Origin of the sequence: Aquipuribacter sp. SD81 (genome assembly GCF_037153975.1) — a bacterium.
Classification (GTDB): domain Bacteria; phylum Actinomycetota; class Actinomycetes; order Actinomycetales; family JBBAYJ01; genus Aquipuribacter.
The window spans coordinates 168,996-181,149 of record NZ_JBBAYJ010000004.1; the positions used below are offsets into that span (position 1 = coordinate 168,996).

The following is a 12,154-nucleotide window of genomic DNA, read 5'->3' on the forward strand; positions in this document are numbered from 1 at the left end:
GTCCCCCGGGCGGCGGCACGGCACCCGGGCGGCGGCACGGCACCCGTGCCGCCGCGGTCCGCGAGACCTAGCCCGTGGTGCGGGCGCCCGCGAGCGAGATCGTGGCGCGGGCCAGTGCGTCGACGGAGTCGACGACGCGGACCCGGGCCGTGCCCGCGACCGGGGCCGAGACGACCGACAGCTCCGTGCAGCCGAGCACCACGCACTGCGCCCCGCGGTCGCCGAGCCGGTCCGCGACGGCCGCGAGCGCCGGGACGTCGACGGGACGGTTGGCCTTGACCTGCTCGTAGATGACCGACATGACGGTCCGCTGGTCGGCCGCCGACGGCACCACCGCCTCCAGCCCGGCCGCCTCGAGCTCGTCGTGGTACGTGCGCGCGGCGACGGTGCCGTCGGTCGCGAGGACGCCGACCCGCCTGACGTCGGGCACCGTCGCGACGACCTCGCGGACGGTCGCGTGCACGATGCCGACGACCTCGACGCCCGCGGCCGCACGCACCTGCGGCAGGAACGGCTCGGCCGTGTTGCACGGCAGCACGACGGCCCGGGCGCCGAGCCGCACGAGGTCCGCGGCCGACGCGGCGAGCACCGGTCCCGGGTCCTCGGCGCTGCGCCCGAGCAGGAAGGCGGTCCGGTCGGGCGTCGAGGCCCGCTGGTGCACGACGAGGTCGACGTGCTCCTGGTCGGTGGCCGCGTCGGTGAGGCGGACGACCCGGTCGAGGAAGTACGCGGTGGCCAGCGGCCCGACCCCGCCGACGACGCCGACGAGGCGGCGCGTCACGCCGTCCGCCCCGCGGGCTGCAGCTGCCGGGCGCGCGCCTCGCCGACCGGGTAGTGGCGGGCGAACTTGCGGTACTGGTTGGCGTGGCTGGCGGCGAGGTAGGCGAGGCGCCGGGGGTCGCGCTCGGCGGAGTACCACAGCGGGTTGTGGACGTGCCCCGCCCGGTAGGCCGCTCGCACGCGCGCCCGCAGGTCCTCGTCGAGGTAGCGCAGCAGCAGGGGGCGCGGCAGCACCGTGAAGAGGTGGCCGGGCTCGGCGTGCTCCGGTGAGCCCGGCGGGTACGGGTCGAGGCCGCGGACGTACTCGCGCACGTACGGCGCGACCGGGTCCGTCTGCCCGGCCGCGACGTAGAAGTTGCTGCGCCCGAGCCGCGGGTTGAGCTCGAAGAACACCGTGCGGCCCGTGCGCGGATCGACCTTGAGGTCGAAGTTGGCCCACCCCGTCCAGCCGACGTGCTCCAGCAGGCGCGTGGCGTCGGCGACGACGTCGGGGTCGTGGTCGGTGAGGATCGCCGCGGGGTTGCCGATGGCGCTCGGCGCGTGCTCCTCCAGCAGCACGTGCCCGAACGAGGAGTAGCGGACCCGGCCGGAGCGGTCGCTGTAGCACGTGAGGATGCGCATGCCGGAGTCGTCGCCGGCCACGAGCTCCTGCACGAGGAAGCCGGAGGTGTAGCCCGCGCGGCGGACCCGGGCGAGCAGGTCGAGCAGCTGCGCCCGGTCGGCCACGACGAAGCCCTTGCGCTTGCCCTCGAAGCTCACGCCCGCGTAGGCGACCGTGCTCGCGGCCTTGGCGAAGACCGGGAAGACGAGACCGCTCGTGTCCACCGCCGGGTCCACGTCGGACGGCGTCGACGTGCCCGGCAGGAGCGAGAGGTCCGCGACGACCGTCCGCGGGTGGGCGACGCCCAGCTCCGCGCACACCCGGCTGAACTCGGCCTTGTCCGTCATCCGCCGCAGCAGCGGCGCCTCGACGTACGGCACGACGACCGTCTCCGGCAGCCGGTCGCGCACCTCGACGAGCCGGGCGACGAGCCGGTCGGCGCTCGCGAGCACGATCGTCGCGGCGTCGGGCTCGACGAGACGGTGCAGGACGGCCACGAGCGTGTCGGGGTCCTCCAGGGCCGGCTCCCGCACGTGCTGCAGGGCGGCCGAGCGGGACATGAGCCCGCTCGCGGCGCCCGACACGACGACAGGTCGCACGCCGTGGTTCTCGTGGAAGTGCCGGGCCAGGCTGTAGGCGCCGATGTCCCCGCCGAGCACGACCGGACGCAGTGCAGCGGGTGCGCCGTCCACGGTCCTCCCTGGGCTCGTCCGGCCCACGCGGGAGCGCCGACCGTGCCCGGACACGCTACCGGGCGACGGTCGGCGCTCACGACCGCGGCGGCTCAGCGGTCGCTGATGCGTCCCTGGGCGCCGGGCTGGACGTGACCCTCGACGTCCTCCTCGCCGTCGACGCTGAACACGCGGAGGTGGCCCTCGACGTCCTCGTCACCGTCGGCGTTCAGCACGCGCAGGTGGCCCTCCACGTCCTCGTCACCGCCGTCGGCCTGCAGCGGCCGGCGGGTGGCGTGGCCCTCGACGTCCTCGTCGCCGTCACCGGTCACGCGTGCCGCGAACCCGTGGCCCTCCACGTCCTCGGAGCCGCTGTCGGCCCTCATCGCCTTGAAGTGGCCCTCGACGTCCTCGGAGCCGGTCGCCTGGGGGTTCGTGTCCTCGTCCATGGTTGTCTCCCTCTGCTGTCCGCGTGGCCCCGTCCCTCGGTCCCACTGCGGCAATACTGCTGAGCAGGCCCACGACGATCTGTTCGCTCGCTGACACAGCGGGTGTCCGGTTCACGACACGTCGGCGTTGTCGCACAGCGAGTGCAGGACGGCCTTGACCTGGAACGGGGTCAGCCACGGGTGCTTGCTCAGCAGGAGGGCGGTCAGCCCGCTCACGTGCGGCGCCGCGAAGCTGTTGCCCGTGGCGACCGTCGAGCCGCCGTCCGCCCACGCCACGTCGAGGTCGATGCCGCGGGCGGCGAACTCCACCGGCGGGTGCGGGTTGTAGGCGAGGGCGAGGGGGTCGTCCCCGGCCCGGGCCGCGACCGAGACGACCGAGGCGAACTCCGAGGGGTACGTGGGCCCCGGGGAGTTGTTCGCCGCGCAGACGAGCAGGGCGCCGCGGAAGTACGCGGCGTCGGTGACCCGGTGCAGGTCCGCGTACATGAGGTCGCTCTTGCTCGACAGCGACAGGTTGACCACCCGCATGCCGGCCGCCACCGACCACTCGATACCGCCGCGCAGCAGCACCCCGCGGCCCCTGAGGTTCGCGCCCAGCACCCGGACGCTGTGCAGCCGCGCCCGCGGCGCGAGCGAGCGGATGATCCCCGAGCAGGCGTTGCCGTGTCCGACGAGATCGGTGTGGGGGCCCTCCTCCACCCGGTAGCCGCGCGGGTCCTCGGCGTCCGTCACGAGCGCCACGGACCCGGCGAGCCCTCCCACCCGCGGGTTGTCGGCGTCGACGCCGCTGTCCACCACCGCGACGTCGACCCCCTCGCCGGTCGCGCCCGCCAGCGCCCACTCGCGCCGCGCCGGCAGGGGCAGCGAGCGGACGCGCGCGAGCCGGTCGTCGTCGAAGGCCGAGGACCACTCCGGCAGGTGCGTCGCACTCACAGGTCGAGCTCGGCGGCCAGCGACAGCACCCGCCTCCCGTAGTCCGCGAGGCGGGCGACCTGGGGCTCCCCGGCCGCGCCGCCGCCGCCGGCCTCCGCGACGAGGCCGACGAGGGCGGCGAGCGTGCCGATGCCCGCCACCGCCGACTCCGGCGACGTCACGCCGGCAGGGTCCAGGACGGACACGACGCCGGCCACCTCGCCGTCGGCGTCGTGGAACGGGGCGAGCAGCATGGCCTCGGGCACGTACCTCGTGGCCTCGGCGACGTCGCGGGCGAAGCGCGGGTCGCTGCGGACGTCGTGGACGAAGAGCGGCTGACCCGACATGGCCACCCAGCCGGCCAGCCCGCGCCCGACCGGGAGCGACGTGCCGACGATGGCGTCGGCGCCCTCGCCGGCGGCCGCCCGGTACAGCAGGACCTCGCCGTCGTCGGCGACGACGGCGACCGAGGCGGCCGCGGCGTCGTACACCTCCCGCACCGCGTCGGCCGCGCGGGTGAGCACGGTGCGGTCGCCGGGTGCCCTGGCCCCTGCCGTACCTGTACCGAGGTCCATGTCCATCCGCCTCCTTCAGGCTGATACTCCGGTGTGTCCTCGATGTGGCCGCTCGTCGCCACGCTCTCCGACGCCGACCGTGCGGTGGTGCTGGCCGCGACCCGGCTGCGGCGCTTCGGCCGCGACGAGGTCCTCGTCCACGAGGGCGACCCGTCGGACAGCCTCCACCTCGTGGAGTCGGGACGCCTCGCCGTCCGCGTGTCGACGGAGGACGGTGGGCGGGTGCTGCTCAACGTGCTCGGTCCGGGCAGCCACTTCGGCGAGCTGTCGCTCGTGGCCGGCGGCGAGCGCCGTCGCACCGCGACGGTCGTGGCCCTGGAGCCGAGCGCCACGCGGACGCTGTCGGCGTCGGCCTTCGCCGACCTGCGCCGCCGCCGCCCGGAGACCATGGCCTTCCTGCTCGCGGCCCTGGCCCAGCGGGTGGAGGAGCTGTCGGTGCGGCTCGTGGAGTCGACCTACGACAGCCTCGACCGCCGGGTGTGCAGCCGCCTCGCCCAGCTCGTGGAGGTGTACGCGGAGGGCCCGGGGCCGGTGGCCGTCCCGCTCACGCAGGACCTCATCGCCGAGCTCACGGGCGGCACCCGCCCGAGCGTCAACCAGGCCCTGCAGCGGCTCGCCCGCCGCGGCGTCGTGGAGCTCGCCCGCGGTCGGGTCACGGTGATCGACCGTGACCGCCTCGCCGCCCGCGCGCGGCTGCCCCGCGACCTGCACGGTCGTGCACCGGCCTGAGCGTCGACCCCGGGTCACGGGCGCCTCGTTCTCGAGGGCGAGGCCCACCGCCTCGCGACTAGGCGGAATGTACCCGCCGGGTGTCGGCGGCGGGCACGAGGGTCAGCAGGCTCGCCTCCGGCCGGCACGCGAAGCGCACCGGCGCGAAGGGGCTCGTGCCCAGTCCCGCGCTCACGTTGACCCAGGCGGACGGTGCGGGCGCGAAGCGGTCCGGCGCCGCCCCGGGCGGCGACCACGCGAACAGGCCGCGGGCGTAGCGGCGGGACAGGTCGCAGTTCGTCACGAGCGCACCCACCCCCGGCACTCGCACCTGGCCGCCGTGCGTGTGACCGGCCAGGACGAGGTCGGCGCCGTCCACGGTCATGGCGTCGAGCACCCGCTGGTACGGCGCGTGCGTCACGCCCAGCCGCAGCCCGTCGGCGTGCCGGCCCGGCTCGGGGTCGGGCAGCCGGTCCCGTCGCAGGTGGGGGTCGTCGACACCGACGAGCCGTACGGTGCGCCCGCCCGCCTCGACGACCGCGCGGGCGTTGTCCAGGTCGAGCCAGCCCGCCCCGGTCAGGGCGCCGACCAGGTCGTCGGTGGGCAGGGGGTGCGGCTCGGGCCGAGGGTCGCTCGGCGCGGCGAAGTAGCGCAGGGGGTTGCGCGGCGTCGGCGCGAAGTAGTCGTTCGAGCCGAGCACGAAGGCGCCGGGTCGCCGCAGCAGCCCGCCGAGGGCGTCGAGCACGGCGGGGACGGCGTCGACGTGGGCGAGCATGTCGCCGGTCACGACGGTGAGGTCGGGCTCGAGCGCCGCGAGGCCCTGCACCCACCTGCGCTCGGCGGTCCGGCCCGGCGTCAGGTGGAGGTCGGACAGGTGCAGGACGCGCAGCGGCGTCTCGCCCGGGCGCAGCACGGGCACGCTCGCACGCCGCAGCACGAACGCACGGGTCTCCAGCAGCGACCACGCGAGCGCCCCGGCGCCGAGCGCCGCGACCCCGGCGACCGTGCGGGTCAGCCTCCCCGGCACGTCAGGCGCGCGAGCCCGTGAGCTCCGCGGCGACGAGCTCGGCGATCTCGGCGGTGTTGAGCGCGGCGCCCTTGCGCAGGTTGTCCCCGCTCACGAAGAGGTCGAGCGTCCGGGGGAAGTCCAGCGACTGCCGGATGCGCCCCACGTAGGTCGGGTCCTGGCCGACGACGTCCGCGGGGGTGGGGAAGACCCCGTTGGCCGGGTCGTCCAGGACGACGACGGTCGGCTGCTTCGCGAGCTCGTCGCGCGCGTCGTCGGCGCTCAGCTCCGAGGCGAAGGTCGCGTGCACCGCGAGGGAGTGGGTCGTGACGACGGGCACCCGCACGCACGTCGCGGAGACCCGCAGGTCCGGGATGCCGAGGATCTTGCGGGACTCGTTGCGGACCTTCAGCTCCTCGCTGGACCAGCCGTCGTCCTTGAGGCTGCCCGCGAACGGCACGACGTTCATGGCGAGCGGGGCACCGAAGGGGAAGCGGCCGTCCTCGCCCTCGTCGAGCGCGGCGGCGACCGCGCGCCGCACGTCACCCGGGCGCTCCCCGAGGGTGCCGTCCGCGCTCACCACGCCGAGCTCGGCCCGCAGCCGGTCGACGCCGGGCTTGCCGGCACCCGAGGCGGCCTGGTAGCTCGCGACGACGAGCTCGGTGAGGCCCCACCGCCGGTGCAGGGCACCGAGCGCGGCCATCATCGTGAGCGTCGTGCAGTTGGGGTTGGCGATGATCCCCTTGGGCCGGTCGGCGACTGCCTCGGGGTTGACCTCGGGCACGACGAGCGGCACGTCGGGGTCCATGCGGAACGCGCCGGAGTTGTCGACCGCCACCGCGCCGCGCGCCGCCGCGACCGGGGCCCAGTCAGCGCTGATCTCGTCGGGCACGTCGAACATGGCGACGTCCACGCCGTCGAACACCCCGGGCGACAGCGCCTTGACCTCGACGCCCTCGCCCCGCACCTGCAGCACCTTGCCGGCGCTCCGTGCGGAGGCGACGAGCCGGATCTCGCCCCACACGTCGGGGCGCGCGCTCAGGATGTCGAGCATGACGCTGCCGACGGCGCCGGTGGCGCCGACGACGGCGAGCGTGGGCTTCCTCGTCGTGCCCGCGACCGTCTGCTGGGTGCTGCTGCTCGACTGGCTCACCGTGCTCACCGTCCCGTCCCGCCGTACACGACGGCCTCTACCTGGTCGGCGTCCAGGTCGAACGCCGTGTGGACCGCGCGGACGGCCGTGTCGACCTTGTCCGCGTGCGTCACCACCGAGATGCGGATCTCGGAGGTGGAGATGACGTCGATGTTGACGCCGGCGTCGGCGAGCGCCTTGAAGAAGGTCGCGCTGACGCCGGGGTGGCTGCGCATGCCAGCGCCGACGAGGGACACCTTGCCGATCTGGTCGTCGAACTGCAGCCGGGCGAAGCCGATCTCGGACTGCGCGGCCTGCAGCGTGTTCATCGCCGTGGGGCCGTCGGTCTTGGGCAGCGTGAAGGACACGTCGGTGAGGCCGGTCTGCGCCTGCGAGACGTTCTGCACGATCATGTCGAGGTTCACCCCGGCCCGGGCGACCTCGTTGAAGATGGCCGCCGCCTTGCCCGGCACGTCGGGCACGCCGACCACCGTGATCTTGGCCTCGCTGCGGTCGTGCGCGACGCCGGCGATGATCGCCTGCTCCATGTCGGCCTCCTTCGTCCCGTCGGGGTGGTCGTCGATGCTGCCGGTGACCGTCGTGCCGGTGCGGTCGGAGAAGGAGCTGCGCACGTGGACCGGCACGTCGTAGCGGCGGGCGTACTCCACGCAGCGCAGCATGAGCACCTTCGCCCCGCTGGCCGCCATCTCCAGCATCTCCTCGTACGTGACGGTGTCGAGCCGTCGCGCGGTCGGCACGATGCGCGGGTCGGCGCTGAAGACGCCGTCCACGTCGGTGTAGATCTCGCAGACGTCGGCGCCGAGCGCGGCGGCGAGCGCGACGGCGGTCGTGTCGGACCCGCCGCGACCGAGCGTCGTGATGTCCTTGGTGTCCTGGCTGACGCCCTGGAAGCCGGCGACGATGGCGATGGCGCCCTCGTCCATCGCCGTGCTGATGCGGCCCGGCGTCACGTCGATGATGCGGGCACGGCCGTGGCTGGAGTCGGTGATGACGCCGGCCTGCGACCCGGTGAAGCTGCGCGCCTCGTGGCCGAGGTTCGCGATCGCCATGGCGAGCACCGCCATGCTGATGCGCTCGCCGGCGGTGAGGAGCATGTCGAGCTCGCGGCCCGGCGGGGTGGGGGTGACCTGCTCGGCGAGGTCGAGCAGCTCGTCGGTGGTGTCGCCCATGGCGGACACCACGACGCACACCTTGTTGCCGGCCTGCACGGTGCGCACGATCCGCTGCGCGACGCGCTTGACCGCCGCGGCGTCGCTGACGCTGGAGCCGCCGTACTTCTGCACGACGATGCCGCTGCCGCTCGGGCTCATCGAGGTGCTCCTCCGGGTTCTGCGCTGTCCTGCTCGAGGTGGGGCCGGTCGGTGGGCCGCCCCCTCGTGCACGACGACGGCCCTGCGGATCCTACCGAGCGGGTGGGGTCCGGCCGGTTCCCGTCCACGACGGGGCGTGCTGCTGCATGCTGGCCCGCGTGAGCACGCGCGAGGGGGAGGCGCCCGGCGCCGGGGGTGCGCCGGTCGGGCAGGTCGTGGCCGCAGGGCCCCGCAGCGCCCACGGCATCGAGGTGGTGGGGGTGCGCCGGTCCTTCGGCGCCGTGCACGCCGTGCGCGACATGAGCCTCGTCGCCGACCGGGGCCGCGTGACGGCGCTGGTGGGGCCGAACGGCTCGGGCAAGACGACGCTCATGCTCGTGGTGGCGGGGCTGCTGGCCCCGGACGCGGGGACGGTCCGCGTCGCGGGCTACGACCCCGCGACCGAGGGCGCCGCGGTCAACGCGCGCCTGGGGTGGATGCCGGACGTCCTCGGCGCGTGGGACGCCCTGACGGTGGCCGAGCACCTGCACACCTTCGCCCGTGCCTACCGCCTGCCGCGTGCGGCGGCCGACGCGCGGGTGCGTGAGCTCGTCGCCCTCGTGCGGCTGGAGCCGCTCGCCCACGCCCCGGCCCGCGTGCTGTCGCGCGGGCAGAAGCAGCGGCTCGGCCTCGCCCGGGCGCTCGTCCACGACCCCGAGGTGCTCGTGCTCGACGAGCCCGCGTCCGGCCTTGACCCGGGCTCGCGCGTGGAGCTGCGGCACGTGCTCGGCGGCCTGGCCGCGCAGGGCCGCTGCGTGCTCGTCTCCTCCCACGTCCTCACCGAGCTCGACGAGCTGGCCGACACCGCCGTGTTCGTCCTCGACGGGCGGACGGTCGCGCCGGAGGCGGTCGCCGGCGCGGCGTCGCGGCTGCTGTGGCGCCTGCGCGGACCGGACCCGGCCGCCCTGCACGTCGGGCTCGCGGCCCGCGCCCGCGAGCTGGTGCCGGGACCGGCCGACGCCGTCGACGTCGTCGTCGGCTCGCCCGAGGAGGCCGCCGACCTGCTCGCCGACCTGCTGCGCGACGGCGTGCGGGTGTGGCACTTCGCGCCGGCGGCGGGCCGCATCGAGCAGACGTACCTGGGCCTGACGGGCCCGGACGGGCGGGCCGAGCGGTGAGCGGGACCACCTCCCCGGCGGCCACCGCCGGACCCGGTGACGGCCGCCGCGGGTGGGACCGGCCGACCGGCGACCTGCCGACGTGGCGGCTGTCCCGCGACGGGGTCGGCACGGTCGCCTGGCTGGAGCTCCGCCGGCTCATGCGGGCGCGGCGGTGGGTGGTGGCCTGGGCGGTGTGGACGACCCTCGTCACCGGGCTCTCCGGCCTCATCGTGCTCGCGGCGACCACGCTCGGCGGCCGGGTGGACGAGGAGGTCGGCACCACGCTGTTCGGGGTCGTCGTGCTCGTCGTGCTGTCCTTCGGCCTGCTGGTGGCCCCCGGCCTCGCCGCCACGAGCGTCAACGGCGACAGCCGCGACGGGACGCTCGCCACCCTCCAGGCGACCCTGCTGAGCCCGGCCGAGCTCGCGGTCGGGCGGCTGCTCGCAGCCTGGTGCGGCACGCTCGCGCTCGTCGCCGGCGGACTGCCGTCGATCGGCATCGCCTTCGCGCTCGGCGGCACGTCGCTGCTGCGCCTGCTCGTCATCGTGCTGCTCGTCGCGGTGTCGCTCGCTGTCGTGACGGCGACCGGCCTGGGGCTCTCGGCGGTGCTGGCCAGGCCCGTCGCCAGCATCGTCGTCGCCTACGTCGTGACGTTCTGCCTCGCGGTCGTGTCGCCCCTGCTCGTGCCGCTGAGCGCCTCGCTCGTGACCACGACCGAGACCGTCACCGTGCTGGAGGCGACCGAGTTCGACCCCGACACCGGCCGACCGCTCGGCTGCGAGGAGCGGCAGCTCACCGAGGAGGTCATGCGCACCGACTGGACGTGGTGGCTGCTCGTGGCCAGCCCGTACGTCGTCGTCGCCGACGCCGCCCCCGCGCAGCGCCCGACCGTCGCGGACGCCGACGTGCTGCGCGGCCTCGGCGACGTGTCGCGCACCGCGCGGCTCGGCCCCGAGCTCGAGCGCGACTGGTGCACGTGGGGCGAGAGCCCCGAGCGGGCCGAGGAGCGCGAGGCGCTGGGACCGGTGTGGCCGTACGGCGTCGTGTTCTACCTGCTGCTCGTCGCCGGTTCGCTGTACCTGGTGGTCCGCCGGCTGCGCACGCCGGTGCGCCGGCTGGGGCACGGCCAGCGCATCGCCTGAGCGGGACGCCTCAGCGCGGGCCGGCCGGCCACCTGCTCAGTCGGTCAGCCGGCGTGCAGCGCGTCGAACTCCGCCTCGCCGGCCACGTCGGCGTCGACGTCGAGGCGGTCGTGCGCCATGAGCGACACGAGCGCCCGCTGCGCCGCGGCCCCGCGCTGGCCCCAGGTGGCGAGGTACGTGTACTGCCACCACCACAGCGCCTCGGCGACGCGGCCGGACTCCAGGTGCCGCAGGCCGTGGGCGACCTCGGCCGCGACGGAGGCGAGGTCGTCGGCGATGCTGCCGAGCGCGACCTCGTCCTGCAGCTGCGGGTCGATCGTCTCCACGTACGCGTCCTGCTCCCCGAGCGCCGAGGCCAGGCCGAGCCGCAGCGGGTCCATGTCGTCGTCCGGCCCGGTGTCGGGCTCGAAGCGGTCCGAGGGCACCACGTCGCGCTGCGCGCCGAGCCGGGCGCCGGTGGCGAGGATGCGGGACAGCGCGAGGTGCAGCAGCGAGATGGCGGCCCCACCGCCGTCACCCGCGGCGACGTGCGTGACCGTCTCCAGGTAGGCGCGGGTCTCGGCGGCGACCTCGACCGCGAGCGGCGTGTCGACCGCCTGGCCCGGGAGCGCGTCTGCCGCCTCGGGCGCCCCCTGGGCGCCGGTGGTGCTCGTCGTGTCAGACATCGATCAGTCTCCGTCCCTCGAACGCCCTCCCGAGCGTGACCTCGTCCGCGTACTCCAGGTCCCCCCCGACCGGCAGGCCGCTCGCGAGCCGGGTGACCCGCAGGCCCATCGGCCGGACCAGGCGGGCGAGGTACGTCGCCGTGGCCTCGCCCTCCAGGTTCGGATCGGTGGCGAGGATGAGCTCGGTGACCTCACCCGAGGCCAGTCTGCCCATGAGCTGCCGGATGCGCAGGTCGTCGGGACCCACCCCGTCGATGGGGCTGATCGCCCCGCCGAGCACGTGGTAGGTGCCGCGGAACTCGCGGGTCCGCTCGATCGCCACGACGTCGCGCGGCTCCTCGACGACGCAGATGACGCTGCCGTCGCGGCGGGTGTCGCGGCAGATGCGGCAGCGCTCCTCCTCCGCCACGTTGCCGCACACGTCGCAGAACCGGACGCGGAGCTTGACCTGCGTGAGCGCGTCGGCCAGCCGCTGGACGTCGTCGGGGTCGGCCTGCAGCAGGTGGAAGGCGATGCGCTGGGCCGACTTGGGCCCTACCCCGGGCAGGCGGCCGAGCTCCTCGATCAGGTCGGCGACCACTCCCTCGTACACGTGTCGAGCGTAGGCGCTGGCACCGACGCCACCAGCCGGGGCGCGCGCCCGCGGTCCCGCTCGTCGTCCCGGGCTCAGCGGCCGGTGGCCCGCTCCTCGATGACCGTCGCGCCGAGAAGGCGGGCGAGCACCTCCGGCCCGTGCGACGACGAGCCCTCGTCGGCGCTCGGGTCGTCGCGCGAGACGACGTCGTCCACCGGGGGCGCCGGCGGGACGGGCTCCACCCGGGGCCGGCGCACCCGGTCCCCGTGGCCGTCGCCGGCGGGCGGGCCGGGGGCTAGGCCGGGGCCGTGGCCGGGGGCGTGGCCGGCGGCGGGTCCGGTGGCGGGTCCGGTGGCGGGTGCAGCGCCGGGGCCGGGGCCGCCCGCCTGCCCGGCCCCGGACGGACCGGGCGCCGGACGGAAGGAGCCGCAGGCCCCGTCCGGGACGGCGGCCACCGGGCTGGCCGAAG

13 protein-coding genes and 1 pseudogene are annotated in these 12,154 nt (G+C 75.6%); 3 read left to right on the forward strand and 11 right to left on the reverse strand.

Translation table 11 applies throughout. The features are described 5' to 3' along the window. Positions 1 to 67: 67 nt before the first annotated feature. The 5 genes from WAA21_RS03880 to WAA21_RS03900 all read right to left on the reverse strand — a co-directional run bounded on the left by WAA21_RS03880 (position 68) and on the right by WAA21_RS03900 (position 3,988). The gene (locus tag WAA21_RS03880) at positions 68 to 781 is read right to left on the reverse strand and encodes an aspartate/glutamate racemase family protein (protein WP_336921445.1); all 714 of its coding nucleotides are present in this window, start codon (positions 779 to 781) and stop codon (positions 68 to 70) included. Continuing rightward, the gene (locus WAA21_RS03885; protein ID WP_336921446.1) at positions 778 to 2,073 is read right to left on the reverse strand and encodes a carboxylate--amine ligase; all 1,296 of its coding nucleotides are present in this window, start codon (positions 2,071 to 2,073) and stop codon (positions 778 to 780) included. The genes WAA21_RS03880 and WAA21_RS03885 overlap by 4 nt, the downstream gene beginning before the upstream one ends. A gap of 92 nt (positions 2,074 to 2,165) precedes the next feature. Then, the gene (locus tag WAA21_RS03890) at positions 2,166 to 2,501 is read right to left on the reverse strand and encodes a hypothetical protein (protein WP_336921447.1); all 336 of its coding nucleotides are present in this window, start codon (positions 2,499 to 2,501) and stop codon (positions 2,166 to 2,168) included. 111 nt (positions 2,502 to 2,612) lie between these two features. After that, positions 2,613 to 3,434 (reverse strand): S8 family serine peptidase, encoded by an 822-nt coding sequence (locus WAA21_RS03895; RefSeq protein ID WP_336921448.1) that lies wholly within the window; start codon positions 3,432 to 3,434, stop codon positions 2,613 to 2,615. Continuing rightward, the gene (locus WAA21_RS03900) at positions 3,431 to 3,988 is read right to left on the reverse strand and encodes a GAF domain-containing protein (RefSeq protein WP_336921449.1); all 558 of its coding nucleotides are present in this window, start codon (positions 3,986 to 3,988) and stop codon (positions 3,431 to 3,433) included. Before WAA21_RS03900 ends, WAA21_RS03895 begins: the two co-directional genes overlap by 4 nt. Before the next feature lie 42 nt (positions 3,989 to 4,030). Between WAA21_RS03900 and WAA21_RS03905 the strand changes: the two genes are divergently transcribed. Beyond that, positions 4,031 to 4,717, forward strand: coding sequence for a Crp/Fnr family transcriptional regulator (locus WAA21_RS03905; RefSeq protein ID WP_336921461.1), 687 nt, complete (start codon positions 4,031 to 4,033; stop codon positions 4,715 to 4,717). A gap of 58 nt (positions 4,718 to 4,775) precedes the next feature. Here the strand turns inward: WAA21_RS03905 and WAA21_RS03910 are convergent, their stop codons facing one another. The 3 genes from WAA21_RS03910 to WAA21_RS03920 form a co-directional block, all read right to left on the reverse strand. Continuing rightward, a complete protein-coding gene (locus tag WAA21_RS03910; protein ID WP_336921450.1) occupies positions 4,776 to 5,723 on the reverse strand; it encodes a metallophosphoesterase in 948 nt (315 codons plus the stop codon). Position 5,724: 1 nt separating this feature from the next. Further along, on the reverse strand, positions 5,725 to 6,756 hold the full coding sequence (locus WAA21_RS03915; RefSeq protein ID WP_442893222.1) for an aspartate-semialdehyde dehydrogenase: 1,032 nt from the start codon (positions 6,754 to 6,756) through the stop codon (positions 5,725 to 5,727). A 104-nt stretch (positions 6,757 to 6,860) separates the two neighbouring features. Continuing rightward, on the reverse strand, positions 6,861 to 8,165 hold the full coding sequence (locus WAA21_RS03920; RefSeq protein WP_336921452.1) for an aspartate kinase: 1,305 nt from the start codon (positions 8,163 to 8,165) through the stop codon (positions 6,861 to 6,863). A gap of 149 nt (positions 8,166 to 8,314) precedes the next feature. Between WAA21_RS03920 and WAA21_RS03925 the strand changes: the two genes are divergently transcribed. Next, positions 8,315 to 9,322, forward strand: coding sequence for an ABC transporter ATP-binding protein (locus WAA21_RS03925; protein ID WP_442893223.1), 1,008 nt, complete (start codon positions 8,315 to 8,317; stop codon positions 9,320 to 9,322). Then, on the forward strand, positions 9,319 to 10,446 hold the full coding sequence (locus WAA21_RS03930; RefSeq protein ID WP_336921454.1) for an ABC transporter permease: 1,128 nt from the start codon (positions 9,319 to 9,321) through the stop codon (positions 10,444 to 10,446). Before WAA21_RS03925 ends, WAA21_RS03930 begins: the two co-directional genes overlap by 4 nt. 44 nt (positions 10,447 to 10,490) lie before the next feature. On the opposite strand, the gene WAA21_RS03935 is transcribed toward WAA21_RS03930, so the two are convergent. From WAA21_RS03935 to WAA21_RS03945, 3 genes and pseudogenes are all read right to left on the reverse strand, one after another. Continuing rightward, positions 10,491 to 11,111: a DUF5063 domain-containing protein gene (locus WAA21_RS03935; RefSeq protein WP_336921455.1), complete on the reverse strand. Its 621-nt coding sequence runs from the start codon at positions 11,109 to 11,111 to the stop codon at positions 10,491 to 10,493. Then, positions 11,104 to 11,703: a recombination mediator RecR gene (gene recR, locus WAA21_RS03940; protein ID WP_336921456.1), complete on the reverse strand. Its 600-nt coding sequence runs from the start codon at positions 11,701 to 11,703 to the stop codon at positions 11,104 to 11,106. Before recR ends, WAA21_RS03935 begins: the two co-directional genes overlap by 8 nt. Positions 11,704 to 11,777: 74 nt before the next feature. After that, positions 11,778 to 12,154: pseudogene (locus WAA21_RS03945) on the reverse strand (hypothetical protein); the annotation flags it as partial.